We start from the raw sequence: 25,534 nt of genomic DNA, 5'->3' as shown, positions 1-25,534 counted from the left end.
TCAGTGTCGCACTGTGAGCTGGCTCGCCAGCCGCCGGGCGGCCGCGTCCGCGGTGCCGATGCAGGCCGGAATGCCCACCCCGTTCAGCAACGCTCCGGCCACCTCGAGCCGCGGTAGTTCAGCGACCGCCTTGTCGATCGCCGTGACGCATTCGGCGTGGTCCGGGCCGTAGCGGGGCAGCCCGCCGCCCCAGCGTTGAACGTGGACGTCCAGCGGCTCGGCACGCACGCCGGTGAGGTCGGCGACGTCCGCCAGGACGCCGTCGACCAGCGCGGTGTCGGTCATGCGCAGCTGCTCGTTCTGCCCGAAGCGGCCGACCGAAGCTCGCATGATCACACCAGCCTCGCCGATGTGCGGCCACTTGCGGCTGCTGAACGTCATCGCTTTGCTCAGCACCGTCGACCCGTCGGAGCGCCGCTGGCCTTCCTCGATCAGCAGGCCGCTGGCCTGCGGCAACTCCGTGCCTGCGGGGAAAGCCAGCGTCACCACCGCCATCGAGGCCTGCTCGGCCCGGCCGTACGCCGCCGCTGCACCGGGCGCAGGCTCGGCGAGCAAGCGTCGAGCTGCTGGCGGCGGGACCGCCAGAATGACGCCGTCAACGGCGTGCCTCTCGGCGGCCTTCAGTTGCCAGCCGTCGGCCGTACGGCGCAGTTCGCGCACCGGAGTGCCGAACTTCACCGTGGCCTTGGCATTGTCGGCCAACCGCTGGACCAGTTGCTGCAGACCTCCGCGCAGCGTCCCGAAAACCGGTGGAGCCTCTCCACTTCGCGCCGGCGGCAGTAGCGACTGCACCGCTGCGGTGATGGAACCAGCGCCGCGGTCGAGCGCGTTCGCCAGCGCAGGCAGCACGGCACGCAGGCCCAGATCGTCCGCCCGCGCACCGTAGACACCTCCCAGCAGCGGGCTCACCAAGCGGTCGACCAGCTCATCGCCGAGCCGCTCCCGCAGCAGCGCGCCGAGGCCGACATCGTGTGCAGGCATTTGCACGGCGGGAAGCTCCCGTTCGGCGGCGACGGCTGCGACGCCGCGCTCGGACAACACCCCACTGACCTCCGCGGCATCGGCCGGGATGCCCATCAGCGTCCGGCGCGGCAGACCGACGGTCCGCCCGCCGGCTCGCACCGTCGGCTTGGCCGAGCCCGCGTGAACCACCAGGTCCTCGAGTCCGATCTCGGCGACGAGCTCGATCGCCTCCCGTCGCCGCAGGAGGAAGGCCTCCGCGCCGACGTCGACCGGCAGGCCCGCGACTTCGGTGGTGTGCAGTTTGCCGCCCAAGCGCGAGGTCGACTCGAACACGGTGATCGCGGCGGACGGCCCGAGGAGCGTGCGCAGCCGGAACGCGGCGGTGAGCCCGGAGATGCCCCCGCCGACGACGGCGACCGAAACCTGCTCGCTCACCGCGTCACGGGGTCAGGCTGTGCACCAGCTCCACGACCCGGGTCAACACGCCCGGGTCGGTCGCAGGTAGCACGCCGTGTCCGAGGTTGACGATGTGTCCGGCGGCCACGCGGCCCTCGTCGACGATGCGCCGCACCTCCGCCTCGACGACCGGCCAGTCGGCCATCAGCACCGCCGGGTCGAGGTTGCCCTGCACCACGGGTGTCGGCCGCCCGTCGACGGTCAGCCGCCGCACCGCGGTGTCCAGCGAGATCCGCCAGTCGACGCCGACCACGTCGGCCCCGGCCTCCCGCATGGCAGGCAACAGTTCGGAAGTCCCGACGCCGAAGTGGATGCGTGGCACCCCGGCCGATGCGACCGCGGAGAGCACCTTCGCCGAATGCGGCTGCACGAATCGTCGGTAGTCCCGCTCCGACAGCGCACCGGCCCACGAGTCGAACAGCTGGACCGCGTCCACCCCGGCATCCAGTTGCGCGCGCAGGAACGTGATCGTGATGTCGGCGAGCTTGTCCAGCAGCCCGTGCCACGTCTGCGGGTCGGAATGCATCAGAGCCTTGGTGTGCTCGTGGTTGCGGCTCGGTCCGCCCTCGATCAGATAGGACGCGAGCGTGAACGGTGCCCCGGCGAAGCCGATCAACGGTGTCTGACCCAACTCCGAGGTCAGGATCCGCACGGCGCGCTGGACGGCATCGACCTGGGCGGGCTCGAGCGCCGGCAACCCCTGTACGTCCTTGTTGGTACGCACCGGGTGGTCGACCACCGGGCCGACGCCCGGTTTGATGTCCACGCCGATTCCGGCGGCCTTGAGCGGCACCACGATGTCGCTGAACAAGATGGCCGCGTCGACACCGTGCCTGCGCACCGGCTGCAGCGTGACCTCGGCGATCATCTCCGGGTCGAAGCACGCCTGCAGCATGGGCACGGTGCCGCGGACCTGGCGGTACTCCGGAAGGCTGCGGCCCGCCTGCCGCATGAACCACACCGGCAGCCTGCTCGGTCGGCCTCCCCGCGCAGCGACCAGCAACGGCGCCGTCGACAGATCTCGGCGGGCAACGGGTTCGGCAACACGCACGGCGCTCTCCTCGACAAACGGCTCAACCGTGATGATCCCACGCGTCGTCCGGGCGCCCCCGAGCGGTGTCGCAGCGAACGGTTCGGCTCACAGCTCGCCCGGACCACTCGGCCGCCACACCTCGACCGTGGCAAGTGGGGTCTCCGCCTGCCACCGCCGTCCCATGCCGGTTCGTCGCGGCCCGCTCAGACGCTCCCGCTGCGCCGATCGGATGCCGGGTCACCGCGCCCGACCGAGATTATCGGCGTGCCTACCGGCTCAATGGGGCATTTCCGCCCTACAGTCATCGTCGATGACCGCGATGACGCACGCCCCCGAGGTGTTCCGGGCGGCCGTGGAAGCACTTCGCCAGGTGCGCCCACGCCCGGAGCTGACCCTCGAGCCGGTGCGGCCACCTCGGCGGCTCGCTCCGTGGTCCTACGCGCTGAGCTGCGAAGTCACCGGTCCCGCCGACGTGATGGCGTCCGGGCGCCTGGTGCTGCTGCACGACCCGGACGGCCCGGAACCGTGGCACGGTGTGCTGCGGCTGGTCGGTTACGTCACCGCGGAGATCGACCAGGAACTGGCCACCGATCCCTTGCTGCCGTCGGTCGGCTGGTCGTGGCTGACCGAGGCACTCGAGGCCACCTCGGCCGAGTTCACCGCGCTCGGCGGCACGGTCACCGCGACCTCCTCGGCGCGCTTCGGCGACATTGCCGGCCCGGCTCGCACCGACGATCTGGAGCTTCGCGCGTCCTGGACGCCGACGACGTCCGATCTCCGGCCGCACGGTGAGGCGTTCTGCCGCGTCATGGCCAGCGTCGTCGGGCTTCCCCCGGTCGGCGTCACGTTGTTCGGCCAGCGGCAGGGGTCCTGAGGCGGCCGTCGGTCCTTCCAGACCCTCCGCCGAGCGGTGGAACGCTCGGACGCCACGATCCCCCGCCGGCTCAAGCACATCTGCCCGCGACGGCCATTCGAGCCCGCGGAGCGCCACCGCCCGTGACGGCCGGCGGACGAGGGCCCGGACACGCCTTGCCGAAGACCCGCGGCGAAGCCCTGCAGGGTAAGAATTGGAGCCGAATCGGGACGCGATGGAGGCTGTGATACAGCCGGCCGGGTCCGTGCCCGTTCGCCCACTTGGCCGCCGACCGCTCGTCCCTTCGTAACAACCACTTGGCGCGCGGAGTGAACCGTTAACCAGATTTCATCGGTTCGGGCGAGCATCGCGTTACCAGGTTCCGGGTTAGTAGCCTGATCGTGTGATTAGCATGACTCTGGGTAGTCAACAGATCGAAATACTTACCCATTTGATCCCCCCACTGACCCCGTCAGGCGGCTAGAGTGCGTCACACGACACCACTTTCGGCTCAAAGCTGGCGCGGCTGAACGGCCGAAAGTGCCGGTGCCGGTCGGGGGGCACGACCGACTCCAGGGAGGTAGTGACGTGGCTACCGTCGGCTTCAATCAGGCCGCTCGTTCCACGCCCGCTGGCAGCTTGCCAGCAAGCATGGTTCCGCATCCGCGCGAGGAGCTTTTCTCGGTGCNGGTGGTCGACGACCACCCGCTGTTGAGGGAAGCGATCTCGGCACGGCTCGCACAAATGGGTGCGGGCACCGTTCACGAGGCTGCCACGGTGGCCGAGGCGAGGTTGAGGGCGGCGGCCACCGGGCCGTGCGACCTCGCGATCCTCGACCTCGGACTGCCGGACGGCAGCGGCATCGAGCTGGTATCCGAACTACGCAGCAACGGCTGGCCTCGGGTCGTCGTGCTGGCGTCGTCGGACGACCCGTACGCCGTACGGGCCGCGTTCCAGGCTGGTGCTCAGGCGTACCTGCTCAAGTCGGCGTCACCGGTCGCGGTGACCGACGGCGTGCGCAGGGTGCTCGAGGGAGGCGTCTACGCCGACCCGGGCGTCGCGCCGGTACTGGCCACCGGAACGCGGGTACCGGGCACCGACAACACCCCGCGCGAGCTGTCCTCGCGTGAGGTGCAGGTGCTCCAGCTCGTGGCAGATGGCCAGTCCAACAAGGAAATCGGTGAAGCGCTGAACCTGTCCGCGCTGACGGTGAAATCCCACCTGTCGCGGATCGGGCGCAAGCTCGGCACCGGTGACCGGGCCCAAATGGTCGCGCTGGCCATGCGGGCGGGGGTCATCCGCTGACATCGTGCTTGTCGATACGGCCGGACCCTACGCCGACAGTGCGCTGTCGGCGTAGGGTTGCGGGCCGTGAGTGACACAGCTGACGAGCCACCGGCCGAGGCCGTTCTGCTTCGCGAACCCCGCGAAGGCGTCCCCGACGTCGTCGCGGACGAGCAAGCCCTGGCCGAAGCTTGTGCTGCGCTGGCGGGCGGCAGCGGAGCCATCGCGGTGGACACCGAACGCGCTTCGGGCTACCGCTATTGGCCGAAGGCTTACCTGATCCAGCTGCGCCGGGACGGCGCGGGCACGCACCTGATCGACCCGATCGCGCTGGCAGGCAAGCTGGACCCGCTGCGTGCGGTGCTCAACGACGCCGAGTGGGTGCTGCATGCGGCATCCCAGGACATGCCGTGCCTGACCGAGCTCGGGCTGCGGCCGAGAGGTCTGTTCGACACCGAACTCGCCGCCAGACTGGCCGGATACCACCGTGTCGCGCTGGGCACGATGGTCGAGCAGCTGCTCGGCTACCGGCTGGAGAAGGGGCACAGCGCGGCGGACTGGTCCACCCGGCCGCTTCCCGCTGCGTGGCTGAGCTACGCAGCGTTGGACGTCGAGCTGCTCCTGCCGCTGCGCGACAAGCTCGCCGCCGAACTGGCCGAGCAGGGCAAGCTGGACTGGGCCGAGCAGGAGTTCGCCGCGATCCTGACCGCTCCCCCGCCCGAGCCGCGCCCGGAGCCGTGGCGGCGAACGTCGGGCATCCACAAGATCCGCTCCCCGCGCGCGCTGGCCGTGGTACGTGCCTTGTGGCAGGCCCGCGACGAGCTGGCGCGGAACCGCGACCGGGCGCCGGGCAGGGTGCTGCCGGACAGCGCCATCGTGGCCGCGGCGCAGAACAACCCACGCACGATCGAAGAGCTGCGCGCACTCGGCACGTTCGGCGGCAAGCGACAGCGAGCGCTGTCCGCGCTCTGGATGCGCCACATCGAACAGGCGCGCCGCCTGCCTGCGGACCAGCTGCCCAGCCCGAGCCAGCCCAACGGTGGACCACCACCGCCGAGCCGCTGGGCCGATCGGGACCCGGAAGCGGCCGCCCGGCTGGCTGCCGCACGCGCGGGGCTGGCCGAACTGTCGGACAAGCACCGCATCCCGGTGGAAAACCTCGTGCTGCCGGAGTTCGTGCGCCGACTGTGCTGGCAGCCGCCCGCGGAGACCGACGCCGATTCGGTGGCGAGGTTGCTGTCCGAGTGGGGCGCTCGGCCGTGGCAGGTCGAGCTGACCGCCGGGCTGCTCAGCGACGCACTGCAGGCCAGGGCTGACCGACCGGCCGATCGAGCCTCAGGTACCGGCCAGGGCTGACTGAGGACCGGACCCCAAGCACCGGGCACTGGACCAACTGGCGGACCGGGCCTCAACTACTGGGCACCGGCCGAACCGACCTGCGGACCAGGCGCCAAGTACCGGCACCGGCCGATCCGATCGGCGGACCGGGCCTCAAGTACAGGGCACCGGCTGAACTACCGGCGGACCAGGCGCCAAGTACCGGCACCGGCCGAACTGACCCGCGGACCAGGCGCCAACTATCGGCGTCGGCCGAACCGACCGGCGGACCGGGCCTCAAGTACTGGGCACGGTGACGGTCACGGCCAGGCCGCCACCCACCACCGGCTCGGCCCGCACCGTGCCGGAATGCGCCTCGACGGCCGCCCGCACGATGGACAGCCCGAGCCCGGCGCCGGACTTGCCGACCCGCTCGGTCCCGCGGTGGAACGGCTCGAACAGTTCGTGCACCGTCTCCGGGTCGATCATCCGGCCCGACGAACGCACGGTCAGCTGCGCCGAAGCAGCGTCCGCCGCCGTGCTCACCGAGAGCCAGCCGCCGTCGACGTTGTGCCGCACCGCGTTCTCCAGCAGGTTGCCCGCCACGCGCTCCAGCAGCGCTGGATCACCCATCGTCGGCGCCGGCTCGATGTTCATCTCCACCCGCAGCCCTCGCTCCTCGGCTTCCGGCCGGGTGGCGTCCCACGCGTCACGCACGACCGCGGCCAGGTCCACCGGCTCGCGCGCCGCCAACCCCGCCGCATCCGTCCTCGCCAGCAGCAGCAGCGCGCCCACCAGGTGCTCCGCGCGCTGCACGGCAGCCCGCACCACCTCGGCCATCCTGCGGTACTCCGCCTCGTCGGCGTCCGGGTCGGAGAGCGTGACATCGAGTTCGGTGCGGATGACCGTCAACGGGGTCCGCAGCTCGTGCGAGGCGTTCGCCACGAACCGGCGCTGCGCGTCGAACGCGTTGGCCAGCCGGTCCAGCATGTCGTCGATCGTCTCGGCCAGCTGAGCCAGCTCGTCCCGCGGCCGGATCGGCCCGATGCGTTCGTCCAGCGATTCGGCCGAAAGCCGACGCGCGGTCGCACTGATCTCCGCCAGCGGCCTCAGCACGCGCGAGGTCAGCGCCCACGCCAAGATGCCGGCGGCCAGCACGACACAACCGAACGCGATGACGCCCGCCACGATCACGTTGTCCTGCGCCTGCTCCTGCAGCTGCGCAGTCAGCACGGCGGCGTCCACCTTGGACCCGTTGACCCGGACGGTCGTGCCCGGCGGAAGCTGCGGCACCCCGGCGGCGGCGTCGCGCACCAGCATCCACGCCAGCGTCAGCAGCACGATGCTGGTCGCCGCGGTCAACACCACGGCGAGCAGCGTGAAGCGCCCACGCAGCCCGCGCAGCTGCGACATCGCGCGCTTGACGATCACGACCGGATCACTGGGACACGGTACCGGCCTCTGGGATCCGGTACCCGGAGCCCACGACCGTGTCGATGATGCCCGGCTCGCCCAGCTTCTTGCGCAACGTCATGACCGTCACCCGCACCGTGGTGGTGAACGGGTCGGCGTTCTCGTCCCACACTCGCTCCAGCAACTCCTCGCTGGAGACCACCGATCCCCCAGCCGCCATCAGGACCTCGAGCACCCCGAACTCCTTGCGGGTCAGCTCGATCGGTCCGCTGGCACGCGTCACCGTCCGCTTGGCCGGATCCAGCGTCACGTCCCGCGCCTTCAGCAGCGGTGGGGTCGCGGGCGTGGCGCGCCGAGCCAGCGCGCGCACGCGCGCGACCAATTCGGGGAACGCGAACGGCTTGGCCAGGTAGTCGTCGGCCCCGCGGGACAGGCCGTCGACCCGGTCCGCCACGGTGCCGCTGGCCGTCAGCATCAGCACGCGGGTGAGTTCGCCGGAGGCGATGATCTCCTCGCAGAGCTGGTCGCCGGACATGCCGGGCAGGTCGCGATCCAGCACCACCACGTCGTAGCGGGTGATCATGGCCTTCTCGTGGCCCTCGTCGCCGGTCAACGCCACGTCGACGGCCATGCCTTCCCGCCGCAGGCCGCGGGCCACCGCGTCGGCAAGGGGTTCTTCGTCCTCAACTACCAGAACTCGCACGTTTTCACCGTGCCACAACAGCCTGAGAAGATGCTGACAACCCTGGGTGATCGCGCGCTAGTGGTGCTCCGCGGTCTCCGGCACGTCGATGTCCTGCAGTGACGCGGCCCAACCGGTCACCTGCCGCGCCACGTCCTGGGCGGTCAGCCCGAGGTCGGCGAGCACCTCGCCGCGGGTGCCGTGCTGGTGGAAGCGCTGGGGCACACCGATGTCACGCAGCGGGACGTCGCACTCGTGGTCGCGCAGCAACGCGGCCAGTGCCGAGCCGAAGCCACCGTGCCTGCCACCGTCCTCGACGGTGACCACCAGCCGGTGCTCGCCGGCCAGCTCGACCAGCTCCTCCGGCACGGGCAGCACCCATCGCGGGTCCACCACCGTCACGCCGATGCCCTGGTCCTCGAGCTTCTCCGCGGCCCGCACGCCCAGTTCGCCGAACGCTCCGACGGCCACCAGGAGGACGTCCGCCTCGGCGTCGCCTGCCGGCGTGCGCAGGATGTCCACCGTTCCCACGCGGCGCTCGGCCTTGATCGGCGCACCGACACTGCCGCGGGAGAACCGCAGCGCCGTCGGGCCGTCGGACACGGCGACCGCCTCGCGCAGCTCCTCCCGCAACGTGGCCTCGTCACGCGGCGCGGCGACCTTCATGCCGGGGACGACACCCAGCAGCGACAGGTCCCACATGCCGTGGTGGCTCGGGCCGTCCGGCCCGGTGATGCCCGCCCGGTCCAGCACGAACGTCACGCCCTGCCGGTGCAGCGCGACATCCATCAACACCTGGTCGAACGCGCGGTTGAGGAACGTCGCGTAGATCGCCACCACCGGGTGCAGGCCGCCCATCGCCAGGCCGGCCGCGGACGTGGCCGCGTGCTGCTCGGCGATACCGACGTCGAAAACCCGCTCCGGGTACTTCTCCGCGAACGCGTGCAGGCCGGTGGAGTGCAGCATGGCCGCCGTGACGGCCACCAGATCCGGACGCTCGTCCGCCAGCGTGGCCAGCTCGTCGCTGAAGATCGACGTCCAGCTCTTGCCGGACTTGCCCGACCCGGACGCCGCGGGCGCGGTCTGGTGCATCTGGTCGATCTCGTCGTTGACCGCGGGCGGGTAGCCGTGGCCCTTCTGCGTGACCGCGTGCACGATCACCGGGCCGCCGTAGGCCTTCGCCTTGGTCAGCGCCGACTCCAGCTGCTGGATGTCGTGTCCGTCGACCGGCCCGAGGTATTTCAGGCCGAGATCGGAGAACATCGCCTGCGGGCTCAGCGCGTCCTTCAGGCCGGCTTTGGCCGCGTGCGCCGCGGCGTACAGCGGCTTGCCGACCACCGGGGTGTGCCGCAGCATGTCCTTGCCACGCTGCAGCACCTTCTCGTACGACGGCTGCAGCCGCAGCGACGCCAGATGCTCGGCGAACCCGCCGATGGTCGGCAGGTAGGAGCGGCCGTTGTCGTTGACCACGATGACCACCGGGCGGTCGGCCGCGGCGATGTTGTTCAACGCCTCCCAGCACATGCCGCCGGTCAGCGCACCGTCGCCGACGACCGCGACCACGCAGCGCTGCTCACCGCGCAGCTCGAACGCCTTGGACAGCCCGTCGGCGTAGGACAACGCGGTGGACGCGTGGCTGTTCTCGACGAAGTCGTGCTCGCTCTCCGCCCGCGCCGGGTAGCCGCTCACACCGCCGCGCTGCCGCAGCAGGTCGAAGCCCTTCTGCCTGCCGGTGACGATCTTGTGCACGTAGCTCTGGTGCCCGACGTCCCACAGCAGCGGCTCACGCGGCGAGTCGAACACCCGGTGCAGCGCCAGGGTGAGCTCCACGACGCCCAGGTTCGGGCCGAGGTGCCCGCCCGCCTGGCAGACCTTGTCCACCAGGAAAGCGCGGATCTCGGCGGCCAGTGCGGCCAGCTCGACCTGATTCATGCGCTTCAGGTCGCCCGGGCCGCGTACCTGGTCCAGCAGCGTCATGTCCCACCTCGCTCTTCGTGCCGATCGCCAGGCGTAGCGCGCGATACCTCGCCCCGGCAGTTCCCCCAAGTGTAGAAGCGCGGATTCGTCCGGTCCGGCACCACGCTACCCGTGATCAACGTGCGGCGAGCAGAGCGATGCACTCGACGTGGTGCGTCATCGGGAACAGGTTCGGCCCCCTGAGCGTCAACGCGATCATTTGCGATCGGACGCCTTCGTATCCCAGAAACCGCACCTGACCTGCAGCGATGTCGTTCTCGACCCTTGTGGGCGTCGGCGCGGGGTCGCAGACCTTTGCGAATCAAAGCGAGCCCAAACCGAGCCCTCCCACCGACGGTCGCAAACGTCCGCAGCGAGCGCAGCGAGCTGCCCCGACAAGCGCACTGTGCGGCTGCTGCCGCCGGGGGTCACTGTTGCCGAGGCTCCCGGCCGCATGACGAGGAACGCCCATGCTCGTTCCCCGCTGGCCGACAGGCGCGTCGCCGCGCAAACGAAGGTCCAGTGCCACGTCGGACACGCGATCTAGACTTGCTCGCATGAGCACGAGTCGCGATGAACTTCACGACCTGATCGACGACCTGCCCGACGATCAGGTTGCTGCCGTGCTCGCCGACGTGAAGCGGCGCGCGACTCCGCGGCCGCCGCGAACCACCGAGCCGTTCGAGTGGTTCGGGATGATCAAGGACGGGCCGAGGAACGCCTCGTCTCCGGAGGCGATCGACGCGGTACTGGCCCAGGGCTTCGGCCGCTGATCGATGATCCTGATCGACTCGGGCGTCATCGTCGCGCCCGCTGTGGACCGCGACGCGAACCACCACTCATGCACCGAGTTGCTCTCGAGCGCGCGGCTGGCCAACCGTCGCCTGCTCCTCCCCGCTACGGTCGCCGCCGAAGCCGGGTACCTCATCAGCCACTACGCCGGGTCCGGTGAGGAAGCCCGATTCCTGGCGAGTGTCGCCGACGGCGACTTCGAGCCGGTTGACCTCCTGCCCGAGGACTACGCGAATGGCCGAGCTCGCCAGACGCTATGACGATTTCCCGCTCGGTACGACCGATGCATCCGTCCTCGCCCTCGCTGAACGCTTGGACGTGACCGAGATTGCGACCACCGACCGCCGTCACTTCGCTGCCGTTCGCGTCCACCACGTCGATCACCTGACCCTGCTCCCCGAGCGGCTTGGCTGATCCCTTCCCTCATTCCCGCCCCAGGACGCCCGCGTCGATCGGCACCGGCGAACCCGCGGCTTGAACGGGCACGGGCGAGTCAGCCCGCCAAGGTCACGACCTCGCCGATCACGATGATTGCGGGTGGCTCGATGTTCTCTCCTGCGATGTCGGAGCCGAGTCCGCCCAGGGACGAGATGATGGTGCGTTCCGTCGGCAGCGAACCGTCGCAGATCACCGCCGCGGGAGTATCGGCACTCCGACCACCATCTATCAGCGCCGCGGCGATGGCGCCGGCGTTCTCGACAGCCATCAACAGCACGAGGGTGCCGCGCATCTGCGCCAGGCCGGGCCAGTCGATCAGGCTGCCGGGGTGGTCGGGTGGGAGGTGCCCGGAGACGACGGTGAACTCGTGCACGACGCCTCGGTGGGTGACCGGGATGCCGGCGAGCGCCGGCACGGAGATCGATGATGAGAGCCCGGGGATGACACGGACCGGGACCCCCGCCTCCTGGAGCGCGAGCAGTTCCTCGAAGCCGCGCCCGAAGACGTAGCCATCGCCACCCTTGAGTCGCACGACGTTCTTGCCCGCGCGAGCCCGCTCGACGAGGAGCCGGTTGATCTCCTCTTGAGCGGTGAACCGGCTGCGGGGCACCTTGGCGACGTCGATGACCTCGATGCTGGGGTCGAGATCGGCGAGGAGTTCGCGAGGCGCGAGCCGGTCCGTGACGACCACGTCTGCGGCCAGGAGTGCCTTGATGCCTGCCACAGTGATCAGGTCGGCGTCCCCCGGCCCTCCACCGACGAGGGTGACGCCGCGGAAGTCCGAGGGGGCGAGCGTGATCGTGTTACTGCGAGGCATGGGCAGATCTTGCAGGGGCCCGGGCGTCGTTCCCGAATCGGTGCTCAACCCAGCTAGGTGATCGTGCCGTCGATGCGCGCAACCGCACCGTTCGCGACCTCGACCCAGTCGGACTCATGGGGCTTGACTCCATTGAGGTAGGCGACTGCGGCGCGGATCGCGTCCCCGTGCGAGACCAGGATGGCAACCCCGGCGGGGTCGATCTCCTCGAGGACGGCGGCCATCCGGTCGTAGACGTCCATCAGAGATTCACCACCCGCGATGGGCAGTGTCGGGTCGGACCAGTCGAACTCTTCCGCTGCCGCCCAGGTCTCAACGTAGGAGCGGCCCTCCAGCTCGCCCAGATGCTGCTCACGCAGCCGCGAGTCGGTCTCCACGGTCAGTTGCAGTCGGACGCCGATGATCTCCGCGGTCTCGACGGCGCGGGTCAGGTCGCTGCTGACGAGGCGCTCGGCGGCCAGTCCCAAGTCGTCCAGGTCGGCTGCGATCAGCTCTGCCGCCGCGGCCGACTGCGAACGGCCGAGTTCGGTCAGTGGCGGAATGCCGTCTGTCCTTGGGTCAGGCGGCGGAGGTTCCACTGCGACTGGCCGTGGCGGACGAGGTAGACCGGGTGAGGCATGGCGGTGATTCTCCCGTAGGCTGCGGACTGCTCGTGGTGCAGGAACCCGGTGGGAGTTCGGGGCGGTTCCGCCACTGTGACGTCGACAAGACGCAGCCAGACACTGGCCATGGGCTGATCCGACCGATTGACGGGGCGAGAACCCCGCAGGAAACCGGCCCATGGCTGCGCCTACCCGCATCGCACTGCTGTCGACTTCTGACACGGACCTGCTGTCTGCTCGCGCCAGCGGCGCCGGCTACGTCTGGGCGAACCCCGCCCGCAGCACCGACGCCGAGCTCACGGCGCTCGTCGCCGGGGTCGACCTCGTCGTCGTACGCCTGCTCGGCTCGCCTCACGACCTGTGGCCCGGCCTCGCCGCCGTGCGTGAGGATGGGAAGCCGCTGGTCGTACTCGGCGGGGAGCAGCAGCCCAACGCCGAGCTGATGGAGCTCTCCACTGTGCCGATGGGGACGGCAGCCGAAGCCCACCGCTACCTGGCCGAGGGCGGTCCGGCCAACCTCACCCAGCTGCACGCCTTCCTCTCCGACACCGTGCTGCTGACCGGGGAGGGGTTCGAGCCTCCGGTCGCCATCCCGGCGTGGGGGTACGCCGACCGACCTACGGCCGGCGACGGCGACCTGCCGCGCGTGGGCGTGCTCTACTACCGCGCGCACGAGGCCAGCGGCAACAACGCGTTCGCGCACACCCTCGCCGACGCGATCGACGCGACCGGCCGAGCGGTCGGCGTCCCGATCTTCGCCGGGTCGCTCCGCTCGGCGCCCGATGACCTCTACGAGGCGCTCGGGACGCTCGACGCCCTCGTGGTGACGGTGCTTGCGGCCGGTGGCAGCGCTCCGGCCACGGCCAGTGCCGGCGGTGACGACGAGGCGTGGGACGTGGAGCGGATGGCAGCCCTCGACATCCCGGTGCTGCACGGCTTGTGCCTGACCAACAGCCGGGCGGAGTGGGAGGCGTCCGACGACGGGATCAGCCCGCTCGACTACGCCAGCCAGATCGCCATCCCGGAGTTCGACGGCCGGATCACGACGGCACCGTTCTCGTTCAAGGAGATCGACGCCGAGGGTCTTCCGTCCTACGTCGCCGACCCCGAGCGCTGCGCCCGCGTCGCCGGCATCGCGGTCAACCACGCCGTCCTGCGCCGGGTGCCCAACGGCGAGAAGCGGATCGCGCTGATGCTGAGCGCCTATCCCACGAAGCACGCGCGGATCGGCAACGCGGTCGGCCTCGACACGCCGGTCTCGGCCATCCGGCTGCTGCGCCGTCTGCGTGAGGACGGCTACGACCTTGGCACCGACAACCCGGTGCTGCCGCTCCTGGACCTGCCCGACGACCCAGGCGACACCCGGGCCGGCGACGCCCTGATCCATGCCCTCATCGCCGCCGGTGGGCAGGACGAGGAGTGGCTGACCAGCGCACACCTCACCGACGCGCATGTGCGCATCGGCAAGGCGGCGTACGACGCCTGGACGTCCGACCTCCCGGCGTCTCTGCGTGATGCCATGGTCGAGGCGTGGGGCGAGTCACCGGGCGGCCTGTTCGTGAACGATGACGGCGAGATCGTGCTCGCCACCCTGCAGGCCGGCAACGTCGTGATCCTGATCCAGCCCCCGCGCGGCTTCGGCGAGAGCCCGGTCGCGATCTACCACGACCCCGACCTGGTGCCCAGCCACCACTACCTCGCGGCCTACCGCTGGCTCGGGGCGGATGTCCAGACCGGGGGCTTCGGGGCACACGCCGTCGTACACCTGGGCAAGCACGGCTCGATGGAGTGGCCGCCCGGCAAGAACGCCGCGCTGTCCGCCGCCTGCGGCCCGGACGCCGCCATCGCGAACCTGCCGCTGATCTACCCGTTCCTGGTCAACGACCCCGGCGAGGGCGCGCAGGCCAAGCGCCGCGCGCACGCCACCATCGTCGACCACCTCGTGCCGCCCATGGCGCGCGCGGAGTCCTACGGCGACATCGCACGACTCGAGGGCCTGCTCGAGGAGTACGACAAGATCTCCGCGATGGACCCCGCCAAGCTGGCGGCCATCCGGGGTGAGATCTGGCAGCTCATGCACGCTGCCCAGCTGCACCGTGACCTCGGCCTGGAGGAACGCCCCGACGACGAGGAGTTCGACGACTTCCTGCTCCACGTCGACGGCTGGCTGTGCGAGATCAAGGACGCCCAGATCCGCGACGGCCTCCACGTCCTGGGCGCGGCACCGACCGGGGAGGCCCGGGTCAACCTGGTGCTCTCCATCCTGCGCGCCGCGCAGGTCTGGGGCGGCGTCGGCAACGCGGTCCCCGGCCTGCGGGCCGCGCTCGGCCTCAAGGATGGCGCCGATCTCCAGGCGGTCGATGAGACGGAGGCGCGGGCGCGGGCGCTGGTCGAGGCGATGGAGGTGGCCGGCTGGGACCCGACGGAAGCGTCCAGACTGCATGACGCGCCGGAGGTCCAGCAGGTGCTGAGGTTCGCGGCCGAGCAGGTCGTCCCCCGCCTGGCCGGAACGACCGGCGAGCTCGACGCGGTCCTCCACGCGCTCGCCGGCGGGTTCGTGCCGGCCGGGCCCTCCGGCTCTCCCCTGCGGGGTCTGGTGAACGTGCTGCCGACGGGCCGCAACTTCTACACCGTCGACCCGCGGGCCGTCCCCAGCAGGCTGGCCTGGCAGACCGGCCAGGCGATGGCCGACTCGCTGGTGCAGAAGTACCTCGACGAGACCGGCACCTACCCCACCTCGGTCGGGCTGTCGGTGTGGGGCACCAGCGCGATGCGAACCTCCGGTGACGACGTCGCCGAGGTGCTGGCGCTGCTCGGGGTGCGCCCGGAGTGGGACGCGGAGTCCCGCCGGGTCCGTGAACTGGCCGTCGTTCCGCTCGAGGAACTCGGCCGCCCGCGCATCGACGTCACCGTCCGGATCTCGGGCTTCTTCCGCGACGCGTTCCCCCACGTCGTGGCGATGCTCGACGACGCGGTGCGGATGGTGGCCGACCTCGACGAGCCGGCCGAGGCGAACTACGTGCGCGCCCACTTCGCCGCCGACCTGGCCGAGCACGGCGACGCCCGCCGCGCGAGGACCCGCATCTTCGGCTCCAAGCCCGGGTCGTACGGCGCCGGCATCCTGCAGGTCATCGAGTCCGGCACCTGGCGCGACGACAGCGACCTCGCCGAGGTCTACACCGCCTGGGGCGGCTTCGCCTACGGCCGCGACCTCGACGGTGTACCGGCCGCCGACGACATGCGCGCCAACTACCGCCGTATCAAGGTCGCCGCCAAGAACGTCGACTCCGCCGAGCACGACATCGCCGACTCCGACGACTACTTCCAGTACCACGGCGGCATGGTCGCCACGGTCCGCGCGCTGACCGGTGCCGATCCGAAGGCGTACGTCGGCGACTCAACCTCGCCGGACGCGATCCGCACCCGCACCCTGTCGGAGGAGACCGCGCGCGTCTTCCGCACCCGGGTGGTCAACCCGCGCTGGATCGCCGCCATGCAGCGGCACGGCTACAAGGGCGCCTTCGAGCTGGCCGCCACCGTCGACTACCTCTTCGGATTCGACGCCACCGCCGGTGTGGTGCACGACTGGATGTACGACAAGCTCGCCCAGGAGTACGTCCTCGACGAGACCAACCAGGAGTTCCTGCGCAAGTCGAACCCGTGGGCACTGCGCGGCATCGTCGAGCGACTCCACGAGGCCGCCGAGCGCGGCCTGTGGGCCGAGCCCGACGCCGACACCCTGGCCGCGATGCAGCAGGTCTACCTCGAGGTGGAGGGCGACCTGGAGGACCGCGAGTGAGCGCCCGGTGAGGGTCCGCGTTCTCGGCGTCGGAATGGGGCCGCAGCATGTCACCCCGGAAGTGGCCGACGCGCTCCGGTCGTGCGACTACGTCCTCGCCGCCGAGAAGCGCGAGGACGATGGCCTGCTCTCGGTCCGCCGAGCCATTGCGGTCGAGCATGGTCTCGAGGTGGTCGCCGTCCCCGATCCCGAGCGGGATCGGGCCGATCCGGTCGACTATGCGAAGGCAGTCAAGGACTGGCACGAGGCTCGTGTGACGGCCTACGAGCGGGTCCTGCGCGAGCGGGATGGCACGGCAGCGTTCCTCGTGTGGGGTGATCCGTCGCTCTACGACTCGACGATCCGGGTCGTGGACCGGCTCGCCGAGCGGATGCCGCTGGAGTACGACGTGCTACCGGGCATCAGCGCACCGCAGCTGTTGGCCGCCCGTCACCGGATCGTGCTGCACCCGGTCGCCCAGCCCGTCCACATCACTACCGGCCGGCGGCTCCGCGAGGACGTCGCGGCCGGCCAGACCAACCTGTGCGTCATGCTCACCGGCACCCTCGACCTGGCCGGGCTTGACGACTGGTCGATCTGGTGGGGTGCCAACCTCGGCACCGACTCCGAGGAGCTCGTCGCGGGGCGGGTCGCCGAGGTGCTGCCCTCGATCGAAGCAGCGCGCGAGCGGGCGAAGGCAGCGGCCGGCTGGGTGATGGACGTCTACCTGCTGCGGGCTCGGGAGGCGCAGCCGTGAGCGGTCTGCTCGTCGCCGGGACGACCTCGGACGCCGGCAAGTCGGTCGTCACCACCGGCCTGTGCCGCGTCTTCGCGAGACGTGGCGTGAAGGTGGCGCCGTACAAGGCCCAGAACATGTCGAACAACTCGATGGTCTGCGCCGCCGCCGACGGCACGACCGCCGAGATCGGCCGAGCCCAGTGGGTCCAGGCACTGGCTGCCCGCGTTGCCCCTGAGCCGGCGATGAATCCGATGCTGCTCAAGCCCGGCAGCGACCGGCGCAGTCATGTCGTCCTGATGGGCCATCCAGCCGGCGAGCTCTCGTCGGCGGACTGGGAGACGGGCCGACGTCACCTGGCCACGGCCGCACACACTGCATACGACGACCTGGCGGCGCGTTTCGACGTCATCGTGGCCGAGGGAGCAGGGAGCCCGGCCGAGATCAACCTGCGCGCCGGCGACAACGTCAACATGGGGCTGGCCCGGCACGCATCGCTGCACACCGTGGTTGTGGGCGACATCGACCGCGGCGGTGTCTTCGCCGCGATGTACGGCACGGTCGCGCTCCTGGAGCCCGCGGACCAGAGGCTGGTGGCCGGCTTCGTGGTCAACAAGTTCCGTGGCGAACTCGCGCTCCTCTCTCCCGGCCCGGACTCCCTGGAGCGGTTGACGGGCCGTCGCGTGTTCGGCGTACTGCCGTGGGATCCGAGCCTGTGGCTGGACTCCGAGGACGCCCTCGACCTCGACGGTCGTCGCTCCAGCGGTGAGGCCGCCTTCCGGATCGCGGTCGTGCGGCTGCCGCGGATCAGCAACTTCACCGACGTCGACGCGCTCGGTCTGGAGCCCGACCTCGACGTCGTCTTCGTCTCCGACCCCCGCGACGTCGCCGATGCCGACGTGATCGTGGTGCCGGGGACCCGCTCGACGATCAGCGACCTGGCCTGGCTGCGCGCACGGGGACTGGACGCCGCGATCCTCGACCACGCCCGCCGAGGTCGCCCGGTGCTCGGCATCTGCGGCGGCTTCCAGATGCTCGGCCGCACCATCAGCGACCCTGCCGGTGTCGAGGGCGTGGCGGGTGCCGAGGTCGAGGGCCTGGGGTTGCTCCGCCGTGTGGGCCGCGCCCCGCGGCCGGGAGTCGGCGTAGAGCGGACGCTCCAGCGCTGCGGCCGCGTTGCCGAAGCCGGCAACGGGATGGAGACGCTGTGGGTCTCCGAGCACGCGGTCCGCGGCGAACCCGAGCAAGAGACCGACGGCTCGGGCGCTCACGAGAGAGCCACAAGAAGGGCAGCGAGCGACAGCTCGATCGCTGCGCCGAAGACGTCGCCGGTGACGCCGCCGAGCCGCCGTACCGCGCGAGCGACGACGACGGCGCCCACGGCGAACGCCGTCGCGCTGGCCAGCGCTCCTCGCCACCAGGCGAGTCCGGACCAAGCGCCGGCGAGCGAGAGAACGGCGGCGCACGTCAGCCACATGAGCACCACGACTGCCAGGGCCACGGTGCCGGTGTAGGTGTCACCGAGCCCACCGGGTCGTGCGGACGGCACACCTCGGGCGCAGCAGGTGGCGAGCGCGACACGCGAGACGCAGAGCGCGCAGCCGGCGAGGACGGCGGCGCGCACAGGGTGCGGCGAGGCAAGTACGGCGCCCAGGCCGGCAGCCTGCAGCCCGAGGACGAGCACGACCGCGACGACACCAGCCGGGCCCGACATACCGCTTTTCATCACCTCCAGCGACCGCTCGCGGTCGTAGGAGGCCGCCATGCCGTCGACGGTGTCGGAGAGCCCGTCGAGGTGGAAGGCGCGGTTGCCGAGGATGGTTGCGCCCAGCGCCAGCAGAGCCGCCACGGGGATCGGCAGGTCGAGGCCATGCCCGGCCAGGGCCACCAGAGTCACCGCCACCGCGAGCGGCAGGACTGCCAGCGGTGCGAGCACCATGGCCATGCCGGCCCGGCGTCGGTCGACGAGGGCCGGTGGGGCGACGGGGATAGCGGTGAGTGTGCCGAGGGCCAGCCGCCACGCGTCGAGCAGCATCACGCCCGGAGCTCGGACAGCAACGCCACCTCGCGGAGCACGGCGGAGGCGCTGCGCACCATCGGCACGGCCGCGACAGCGCCCGATCCCTCCCCCAGCCGCATGCCGAGGTCGAGCAGCGGTTCTCGGCCCATCTTGGCGAGCGCGAGCGACTGGGCGGGCTCGGTCGACCGGTGGCCGGCGGCGTACCAGGCGGCGGCGCCGGGCTCGATCCGGTCGGCGGTGAGGGCACAGGCCACGCTCATGAGTCCGTCGAGCAGCACCGGTACGCCGTCCTGGGCTGCGGCAAGGAGGTAGCCGGTGGTGGCGGCCAGGTCTGCGCTTCCCAAGGCTGTCAGTGTCTCGACCGGGTCGCCGGCCCGGGTGCCGGCACGCCGGAGGGCGATGTCGATGACCTCGGTCTTGTGCGCCAGCGTCGCGTCGTCGATCCCCGTACCGCGGCCGACCACCTCGCGAGCGGGAAGCCCCAGGCCGGCGGCGACCAGGGCCGCAGCGGGGGTGGTGTTGCCGATGCCCATGTCTCCGCTGAGCAGCAGCTGGGCGCCCGCCCGCATCTCCTCGCGTGCGATCGCCGCTCCGGCGTCGAGGGCCTGCCGGGTCTGCTCCGACGTGAGGGCGTCCTCGAGATGAATGGCGCCGCTGGACCGACGGACTTTGTGGACGGTCAGCGCCGCGCGAGTCGCCTCGTCGAGATCGGCGAAGTCGTCGTCGACTCCCAGGTCTAGCACGCGGACCGCGACGCCGTGGGTGGCTGCCAAGGCATTCACAGCCGCCTTGCCGGCTAGGAAGGTGCGGACCATCGCACCGGTGATCGCGGGCGGGAACGCGGAGACACCGTGCGAGGCGACGCCATGGTCGCCGGCAAAGATGACCAGCCGGACGTCATTCACCGGCTTCGGAGGTACATGGCCCTGGCAGGACGCGAGCCAGATGCCCAGCTCGCCGAGGCGGCCGAGGGCACCGGGCGGGGTGGCCAGCGCCGCCAAGCGCTTGGCCGCATGATCGCGGGCGATGTCGGACGGGGCGGAGACGTAGGGCATGGCGGACCTCACGAGGTGGGCTGGAGAAGGCGGACCGCGTCGAGCGCGGTGAAGAGTTGGTTCGTCATCCCCGGTGGACGCACGGCGATGCGGACCCAGGTGGAGTCGAGCCCCGGGAACGTGTCGGCCCGGCGTACGGCGACGCCGCGCTCCCGCAGCGCCGCATGAGCGCCCCGTCCCAGCCGCGCCAGGACGAAGGGCGCCGCCGATGGCGCGTAGTCGATCCCGCGTCCGCGAAGACCGCCTTCGAGGAAGTCGCGCCAGCGCGCCAGTGTGGCCGCGCGGTCGCGGGCCTCAGGGGTTGCTGTCCGGCTGGTGCACGCGATCGTTGCCGCGATGGCCGGTGCCGAGACGGACCAAGGCGTCTGCCGGTCGGCCAACCAACGGACCTGCGTGCGATCGCCGACGATGTAGCCGGCTCGGATTCCCGGGATGGACCAGTGCTTGGTGAGACTCCGGACGACCACCAGGCCCTTGAGTTGCTCGCGGGCCAGGGAGCCGGTCTCGCAGGGCACCGCGTCCATGAACGCCTCGTCGACCACGACGAGTCGACCTCTCCGGCGCAGACCGCGGAGCAGCTCTGCGGGGTGAAGGACACCGGTCGGATTGGTGGGGTTCCCGATGACGACGAGGTCCGCGTCTTCGGGGATCGCGTCGGGATCCAAGGCGAAGCCGTCCCTCGGTCGGCACACGACCGTCGTCACGGTGTGTCCGGCCTGTTCGAGCGCGGCATGTGGCTCGGTGAACTGCGGGTGCACGACGACCGGGCGCCGCCACGGGCGCAGCTGGGCGATCAGCGTGAACGCCTCGGCAGCGCCGGCGGTCGGAAGGACCTCCTCGAGCTTACGTCCGTGCCGCTGGGCGATCGCGGCGCGAGCCGGCTCGGCGTCGGGATAGGCCGCGGCCGCGGCGAGGCTGTCGCGCATCGCACGATCCAGCCACCCAGGCCGGTCGCCGTCGAAGACATTGACCGCGAAGTCCAGGAGGCCCTCTCCCGTCTCGACGTCGCCGTGATGGCGCAAAGGGTCGGCCACACGGTTGCGGGGCCGCTTTACGGACGCCGCAGGCGGAGCGGGCGAGACCACGTGCGTCGGCGCAGCATGGACGGCGTCGGCGAATCGCTGGGCGAGTTGAGGGTGCCCGGCCCAGTGGAGGTGGAGGTAGGACGCGTGGAGGTTCCCGCTGGCATAGCCGACGGGTTCGCCGTCGATCGTCCAGGCCGCGCTCGCCCCGGCGGCCGGGGTGGTCCGGGTGCGGTGGAACTCGTGACCGGTGACCTCCTCCCCTGCCTTGGTGAGGAGCGAGTCGGTCGCGGCGATCGCAGCCGGGTAACGCAGCACGAGCCGCTCTGCCATCGCAGCTGTGGTCGGGACAATGCCCGCCATGGGTACGCCGTCGAGCGACTCGGCCAGATAGAGCAACCCGGCGCACTCGGCGACCGTCGGGATCCCGGCGGCCACGGCGCTACGCAGATCCTCCAGCAGACCGCGGTTGGCGGCGAGCTCGGCGGCGTACACCTCGGGGAACCCGCCGCCGAGGTAGATGCCCTGCGTGCCGGCCGGGAGCGCCCGGTCAGCGAGCGGATCGAAGGTGACGACCTCGCAGCCGGCAGCGGTCAACAGCTCTTCGGTCTCCGCGTAGCGGAAGGTGAAGGCGCGCCCGCCGGCCATCGCGACGACTGGCCTGTGCTCGCTGGCCCCGACCGACATCACCTCTCGCGCGGGGTTCCACGCCTCGTCGTCCAGATCCGGCGCCGAGCGGGCCACCTCGACGATCGCGTCGAGGTTCACATGGCGGGCCACCTGCTCCCCGAGCTGTTCGATCATCCGGATGGAGCCGTCCCGTTCGGCGGCGGGGACGAGCCCCAGGTGGCGTGAGGGTGTGGAGAGCCGGACGTCGCGCGGCATCACGCCAAGGACCGGTAGACCCGTTTGCTCGAGCGAGCCGATGATCTCGGCGGTGTTGCGGTCCGATCCCGCCTGGTTGAGGACGACACCGGCCACCCGGACTCCGGCGTCGAAGCTCGCCATGCCGAGGGCGATCGCGCCCGCGGAGCGGGACAGCTTGGCGACGTCGATCACGAGCACGACTGGCGTCCGGGTGAGGGTGGCGACGTGCGCGGTGGAGGCGAATCCGTCGGTGCCCAGTCGTCCGTCGTACAGGCCCATGACGCCCTCGATCACCGCGATGTCCGCGCCGGACGCACCGTGCAGCAACATCGGGACGAGCCGCTCCTCGCCCACGAGGTGCGGGTCGAGGTTGCGGCCGGGGCGGCCGGTCGCCAAGGCGTGGTAGCCGGGGTCGATGTAGTCCGGACCGACCTTGTGACCGCTCACCTCGTGGCCGGCCATCCGGAGAGCGGCCATGAGCCCGGTGGCGATCGTGGTCTTGCCCTGGCCGGTGGACGGCGCGGAGACGACCAGCCGGGGCAGGGCTACCACTCGATGCCCCTCTGGCCCTTCTGGCCGACGTCCATCGGATGCTTGACCTTGCTCATCTCCGTGACTAGGTCGGCAGCCTCAATGAGGCGGGGATCCGCGTTGCGGCCCGTGATGATCACGTGCTGGAAGCCCGGCCGGTTTCGCAGCGTCTCTACGACGTCGTCGACGTCGAACCAGCCCCACTTCATCGGGTAGGTGAACTCGTCGAGGATCAGCAGGTCGTGGCTCTCGTCGGCCAGGCGGCGCTTGATCTCCTGCCATCCCTGCAGAGCCGCGGTCTCGTGGTCCTCGGCGTCACCCTGCTTTCGGGTCCACGACCAGCCGGAACCCATCTTGTGCCACTCGACCGGGCCGCCCTCGCCCGTCTCCTCGTGCAGCCGGCCCAGTCGCTCCAGAACGGTCTGCTCGCCGATGCGCCACTTGGCCGACTTCACGAACTGGAAGACACCGATCTTCCAGCCCTGGTTCCACCCGCGAAGCGCGAGCCCGAAGGCGGCGGTGGACTTCCCCTTGCCGTCGCCGGTGTGCACCACGAGCAGAGGCCGGTTGCGGCGCTGCTTCGTCGTCAGGCCGTCGTCGGGAACGACAGCAGGCTTGCCCTGGGGCATCAGGCCGCTCCCTTCTGCGTGCGGGATCGGACCGTGCCGGCCAGCGCCTCAGCACTGACCTCGGCCACGGGCAGGTGTTCGGCGCCCAGCAGCTCCGCGAGTCGCAGTGCGAGGCCAAGACGCAGGGGGCCGCCCTCGCCATCGATGACGACCGTCGTCACACCGAGCCCGGCGACGTACTCCGCAGCCTGCTGTGACCGCGCGACAGCGTCCCTTCCGCCCGTCGCGCGACCGTCCGTCACCACCACCAGGAGTGGTCGCAGCCGTGGATCGCGCATTCGCTCACGGGTCAGCACGCGAGCGGCTTCGAGCAGCCCTTCGGCCAGCGGCGTGCGTCCCCCTGCCGGAACTTCATCGAGCCGCGCGGCAGCGATGTCGACGGAATGTGTGGGCGGCAGCGCGACCGTCGCCTCGGTGCCCCGGAAGGTGACCAGGCCGACCTTGTCACGGCGGCGGTACGCATCGAGCAGAAGCGAGAGGATCGCGGTCTTCACCTGGGTCATCCGCTTACGCGCGGCCATGGACCCGGAGGCGTCAACGCAGAACAGCACAAGATTCGCCTCCCGCCCCTCCCGCACGGCAACCCGGAGGTCCTCGTTGCGCAGCTCCACGCGTCCGGTCGTGCGTCCGCGCGAGGACTGCTTGCCAGCGGCCGCCAGCAGAGTCTCCACGAGGTGGAGTGATCCCGTGGGTCCGTCCGGTCGCCGGGCGCCGACACGGCGACCGGTGCTCGCGAGGGCTCGACTGCGTCGTCCGGCCTCGCCCTCCCCGAGCCCCTGCACCTTGAGCAGCCGGGGTCGGTACGGCGCGGTGGCACGAACCGTCGAACCCGCCTCGGTGCCTGCGGGCGGCGTCATCGGCTGCTCAAGGTCAGGCTCGGCCGGAGTCTCCGCCAGGCTGTCGGTCGGCGCCTGACCACTGTCGCCCTCACCGGCCTCGTCCCGCGGTCCGTCAGCGTGCGCCTGATCTGGTGTGTGGTCTTCGGGTGGGCTCTGCGGGTCATCGGGCGCCGGTCCCTCCGGCGGCTCGGGCGGTAGCTCGTCGTCGCCCAGGACCTGGTCGAGCAGGTCCTCGTCGAGACCGGGAGCGTCGAAGGGGTTGCGGCGGCGCCGGTGCGGCAGCGCCAGCAATGCGGCGCGTCGGATGTCAGCGCGGGTGACCTCGTCGCGGCCCTCCCAGGCGGCGTGGGCGACCGCGGTGCGGGCGGTGACGATGTCGGCGCGAAGCCCGTCGACCTCGAACGCGGCACAGACCTCGGCGATCTTCATGAGCGCAGACTCCGTGAGCCGCACCTTGGCGAGACGCTCGCGGGCCGATTCGACGCGCTCGGTCAGGGCCCGGTCGGCGTCGCGGTAGCGCGCGGCGAACGCGACCGGATCGGCGTCGTAGGCCATCCGCCGCCGCACGACCTCGGCGCGGAGCGCCGGCTCCCGCGGGGCAGCGACCTCGACGGTGAGCCCGAAGCGGTCGAGCAACTGCGGGCGCAGCTCCCCCTCCTCGGGGTTCATCGTGCCGATCAGCACGAACCGGGCCGCGTGCTCGACCGAGACGCCGTCGCGTTCAACGGTGACCTGACCCATCGCCGCAGCATCGAGGAGCAGGTCGACGAGGTGGTCGTGCAGCAGGTTGACCTCGTCGACGTAGAGGATGCCGCGGTGTGCTCTCGCGAGCAGTCCGGGCTCGTACTCCACCTTGCCGTGCGACAGCGCCCGCTCGAGGTGGAGGGAGCCGAGGACCCGGTCCTCGGTCGCGCCAACGGGGAGCTCGACGAGCCGCACCGGACGGACGATGGTCTCCGTCTCGGTGCCGAACGGGCCGTCGGGCGATGTGGCTGCCGGGTCGGCAGGGTCCACGGAGAACCTGTCGGCCGCGTACACCTCGATCGGCGGCAGCACGGCCGCTAGCGCCCTCACGGCCGTCGACTTGGCGGTGCCCTTCTCGCCGCGGACGAGGACGCCACCGATCTCCGGCGAGATCGTCGTGAGGACGAGCGCGAGGCCCATGTCGTCCAGGGCGTCGGTCTCGCAACCGAGGACGGCTGAAAATGGGTAGTACTGTGGCATGTGAGGCTCCCGCTCTGTTCGCCAGCAGTGACTGGTCGGGCGGGAGGCCGGTCTTCGGACTTGCCGAGTCCTCCGCTCAACTCGTGAGTGGAGGCTCGGTTCACCGCAGCGGGCCTGTGCCGGAATCTCACCGGCTTCCCAGATTCTCCCCGTCCACCGTCCCCACCGTTTCCGATGGATGGGCCGTTGGGGCACCTCTCGCCTTGCGGGGCTCACGATAGCATCTG

Annotated in this window: 20 protein-coding genes, 1 pseudogene and 2 riboswitches; of the genes and pseudogenes, 9 read left to right on the top strand and 12 right to left on the bottom strand. The window is 70.9% G+C overall.

Features of this window, described 5'->3' with window-relative positions; translation table 11 throughout:
* Together hemG and hemE are read right to left on the bottom strand one after the other, a co-directional pair.
* Window positions 1-1,398 (bottom strand): protoporphyrinogen oxidase, encoded by a 1,398-nt coding sequence (hemG, locus tag YWM_RS0100905; RefSeq protein WP_028849124.1) that lies wholly within the window; start codon window positions 1,396-1,398, stop codon window positions 1-3.
* A 4-nt stretch (window positions 1,399-1,402) separates the two neighbouring features.
* Window positions 1,403-2,470 (bottom strand): uroporphyrinogen decarboxylase, encoded by a 1,068-nt coding sequence (gene hemE, locus YWM_RS0100900; RefSeq protein ID WP_028849123.1) that lies wholly within the window; start codon window positions 2,468-2,470, stop codon window positions 1,403-1,405.
* Between the two features lie 292 nt (window positions 2,471-2,762).
* Here hemE and YWM_RS0100895 point away from each other — a divergent pair, with 292 nt between their 5' ends.
* The 3 genes from YWM_RS0100895 (at window position 2,763) to YWM_RS21595 (ending at window position 5,945) form a co-directional block, all read left to right on the top strand.
* Entirely contained in the window at window positions 2,763-3,326 is a 564-nt protein-coding gene (locus YWM_RS0100895; protein ID WP_028849122.1) for a DUF3000 domain-containing protein, read from the top strand.
* 567 nt (window positions 3,327-3,893) lie between these two features.
* Complete coding sequence (locus YWM_RS21600) at window positions 3,894-4,610, top strand: LuxR C-terminal-related transcriptional regulator (protein WP_043659027.1); 717 nt, start codon at window positions 3,894-3,896, stop codon at window positions 4,608-4,610.
* Between the two features lie 66 nt (window positions 4,611-4,676).
* Window positions 4,677-5,945 carry a ribonuclease D gene (locus YWM_RS21595; protein WP_052344421.1) on the top strand — a complete coding sequence of 423 codons (1,269 nt, stop codon included), beginning with the start codon at window positions 4,677-4,679 and terminating at the stop codon, window positions 5,943-5,945.
* 258 nt (window positions 5,946-6,203) lie between these two features.
* On the opposite strand, the gene YWM_RS0100880 is transcribed toward YWM_RS21595, so the two are convergent.
* From YWM_RS0100880 to dxs, 3 genes are read right to left on the bottom strand one after another with little or no spacing between them, the layout of a single operon-like run.
* The gene (locus YWM_RS0100880; RefSeq protein ID WP_043659277.1) at window positions 6,204-7,319 is read right to left on the bottom strand and encodes a sensor histidine kinase; all 1,116 of its coding nucleotides are present in this window, start codon (window positions 7,317-7,319) and stop codon (window positions 6,204-6,206) included.
* Window positions 7,320-7,344: 25 nt separating this feature from the next.
* On the bottom strand, window positions 7,345-8,022 hold the full coding sequence (locus YWM_RS0100875) for a response regulator transcription factor (protein WP_028849119.1): 678 nt from the start codon (window positions 8,020-8,022) through the stop codon (window positions 7,345-7,347).
* 57 nt (window positions 8,023-8,079) lie between these two features.
* Window positions 8,080-9,978: a 1-deoxy-D-xylulose-5-phosphate synthase gene (dxs, locus tag YWM_RS0100870; protein ID WP_028849118.1), complete on the bottom strand. Its 1,899-nt coding sequence runs from the start codon at window positions 9,976-9,978 to the stop codon at window positions 8,080-8,082.
* A gap of 536 nt (window positions 9,979-10,514) precedes the next feature.
* Here dxs and YWM_RS0100860 point away from each other — a divergent pair.
* From YWM_RS0100860 to YWM_RS26715, 3 genes are read left to right on the top strand one after another with little or no spacing between them, the layout of a single operon-like run.
* Complete coding sequence (locus YWM_RS0100860) at window positions 10,515-10,730, top strand: hypothetical protein (protein WP_028849117.1); 216 nt, start codon at window positions 10,515-10,517, stop codon at window positions 10,728-10,730.
* A gap of 3 nt (window positions 10,731-10,733) precedes the next feature.
* A complete protein-coding gene (locus YWM_RS26720) occupies window positions 10,734-11,009 on the top strand; it encodes a hypothetical protein (protein WP_245565875.1) in 276 nt (91 codons plus the stop codon).
* On the top strand, window positions 10,984-11,163 hold the full coding sequence (locus YWM_RS26715; RefSeq protein WP_245565874.1) for a PIN domain-containing protein: 180 nt from the start codon (window positions 10,984-10,986) through the stop codon (window positions 11,161-11,163). The genes YWM_RS26720 and YWM_RS26715 overlap by 26 nt, the downstream gene beginning before the upstream one ends.
* Before the next feature lie 79 nt (window positions 11,164-11,242).
* On the opposite strand, the gene cobA is transcribed toward YWM_RS26715, so the two are convergent.
* Together cobA and YWM_RS21580 are read right to left on the bottom strand one after the other, a co-directional pair.
* Window positions 11,243-12,004, bottom strand: coding sequence for a uroporphyrinogen-III C-methyltransferase (gene cobA / locus YWM_RS21585; protein WP_052344420.1), 762 nt, complete (start codon window positions 12,002-12,004; stop codon window positions 11,243-11,245).
* 53 nt (window positions 12,005-12,057) lie between these two features.
* Window positions 12,058-12,582, bottom strand: a complete 525-nt coding sequence (locus YWM_RS21580) for a histidine phosphatase family protein (protein WP_052344419.1) — start codon at window positions 12,580-12,582, stop codon at window positions 12,058-12,060.
* Window positions 12,583-12,640: 58 nt separating this feature from the next.
* Window positions 12,641-12,749: riboswitch (cobalamin riboswitch) on the top strand.
* 35 nt (window positions 12,750-12,784) lie between these two features.
* On the opposite strand from YWM_RS21580, the gene cobN reads away from it, so the two are divergent.
* The 3 genes and pseudogenes from cobN to YWM_RS21575 all read left to right on the top strand — a co-directional run.
* Window positions 12,785-16,405 carry a cobaltochelatase subunit CobN gene (cobN, locus tag YWM_RS0100840; RefSeq protein ID WP_028849116.1) on the top strand — a complete coding sequence of 1,207 codons (3,621 nt, stop codon included), beginning with the start codon at window positions 12,785-12,787 and terminating at the stop codon, window positions 16,403-16,405.
* A 7-nt stretch (window positions 16,406-16,412) separates the two neighbouring features.
* Window positions 16,413-17,141, top strand: coding sequence for a precorrin-6A synthase (deacetylating) (cobF, locus tag YWM_RS0100835; RefSeq protein WP_028849115.1), 729 nt, complete (start codon window positions 16,413-16,415; stop codon window positions 17,139-17,141).
* Window positions 17,138-18,229, top strand: a pseudogene (locus YWM_RS21575) (cobyric acid synthase); the annotation flags it as partial. The gene cobF and the pseudogene YWM_RS21575, both read left to right, overlap by 4 nt.
* Before the next feature lie 158 nt (window positions 18,230-18,387).
* On the opposite strand, the gene YWM_RS26710 reads toward YWM_RS21575, so the two are convergent.
* The 5 genes from YWM_RS26710 to YWM_RS0100805 are packed head-to-tail and all read right to left on the bottom strand — an operon-like array spanning window position 18,388 to window position 25,307.
* Window positions 18,388-19,155: an adenosylcobinamide-GDP ribazoletransferase gene (locus YWM_RS26710; protein WP_028849114.1), complete on the bottom strand. Its 768-nt coding sequence runs from the start codon at window positions 19,153-19,155 to the stop codon at window positions 18,388-18,390.
* Entirely contained in the window at window positions 19,155-20,195 is a 1,041-nt protein-coding gene (gene cobT / locus YWM_RS0100820) for a nicotinate-nucleotide--dimethylbenzimidazole phosphoribosyltransferase (protein ID WP_028849113.1), read from the bottom strand. Before cobT ends, YWM_RS26710 begins: the two co-directional genes overlap by 1 nt.
* Before the next feature lie 8 nt (window positions 20,196-20,203).
* On the bottom strand, window positions 20,204-22,636 hold the full coding sequence (gene cobBC / locus YWM_RS0100815) for a bifunctional hydrogenobyrinic acid a,c-diamide synthase/histidinol phosphate aminotransferase CobBC (RefSeq protein WP_028849112.1): 2,433 nt from the start codon (window positions 22,634-22,636) through the stop codon (window positions 20,204-20,206).
* The gene (gene cobO / locus YWM_RS0100810) at window positions 22,630-23,244 is read right to left on the bottom strand and encodes a cob(I)yrinic acid a,c-diamide adenosyltransferase (RefSeq protein ID WP_028849111.1); all 615 of its coding nucleotides are present in this window, start codon (window positions 23,242-23,244) and stop codon (window positions 22,630-22,632) included. Before cobO ends, cobBC begins: the two co-directional genes overlap by 7 nt.
* Complete coding sequence (locus tag YWM_RS0100805) at window positions 23,244-25,307, bottom strand: VWA domain-containing protein (protein WP_028849110.1); 2,064 nt, start codon at window positions 25,305-25,307, stop codon at window positions 23,244-23,246. The genes cobO and YWM_RS0100805 overlap by 1 nt, the downstream gene beginning before the upstream one ends.
* Before the next feature lie 29 nt (window positions 25,308-25,336).
* Window positions 25,337-25,483, bottom strand: a riboswitch (cobalamin riboswitch).
* Window positions 25,484-25,534 lie beyond the last annotated feature (51 nt).

Origin of the sequence: Thermocrispum municipale DSM 44069 (assembly GCF_000427825.1) — a bacterium.
Taxonomy (GTDB): domain Bacteria; phylum Actinomycetota; class Actinomycetes; order Mycobacteriales; family Pseudonocardiaceae; genus Thermocrispum; species Thermocrispum municipale.
Note: the sequence above shows the minus strand (reverse complement) of the source record. Positions and strands in the feature narration are given on the sequence as shown.

Bases quoted from the DNA above. Each gene is read 5' to 3' on its own strand.
- YWM_RS0100895 (WP_028849122.1), top strand. From the start codon at position 2,763: ATGACCGCGATGACGCACGCCCCCGAGGTGTTCCGGGCGGCCGTGGAA.
- YWM_RS0100880 (WP_043659277.1), bottom strand. From the start codon at position 7,319: ATGTCGCAGCTGCGCGGGCTGCGTGGGCGCTTCACGCTGCTCGCCGTG.
- dxs (WP_028849118.1), bottom strand. From the start codon at position 9,978: ATGACGCTGCTGGACCAGGTACGCGGCCCGGGCGACCTGAAGCGCATG.
- YWM_RS0100860 (WP_028849117.1), top strand. From the start codon at position 10,515: ATGAGCACGAGTCGCGATGAACTTCACGACCTGATCGACGACCTGCCC.
- YWM_RS26720 (WP_245565875.1), top strand. From the start codon at position 10,734: ATGATCCTGATCGACTCGGGCGTCATCGTCGCGCCCGCTGTGGACCGC.
- YWM_RS26715 (WP_245565874.1), top strand. From the start codon at position 10,984: ATGGCCGAGCTCGCCAGACGCTATGACGATTTCCCGCTCGGTACGACC.
- cobA (WP_052344420.1), bottom strand. From the start codon at position 12,004: ATGCCTCGCAGTAACACGATCACGCTCGCCCCCTCGGACTTCCGCGGC.
- cobN (WP_028849116.1), top strand. From the start codon at position 12,785: ATGGCTGCGCCTACCCGCATCGCACTGCTGTCGACTTCTGACACGGAC.
- YWM_RS26710 (WP_028849114.1), bottom strand. From the start codon at position 19,155: ATGCTGCTCGACGCGTGGCGGCTGGCCCTCGGCACACTCACCGCTATC.
- cobT (WP_028849113.1), bottom strand. From the start codon at position 20,195: ATGCCCTACGTCTCCGCCCCGTCCGACATCGCCCGCGATCATGCGGCC.
- cobO (WP_028849111.1), bottom strand. From the start codon at position 23,244: ATGCCCCAGGGCAAGCCTGCTGTCGTTCCCGACGACGGCCTGACGACG.
- YWM_RS0100805 (WP_028849110.1), bottom strand. From the start codon at position 25,307: ATGCCACAGTACTACCCATTTTCAGCCGTCCTCGGTTGCGAGACCGAC.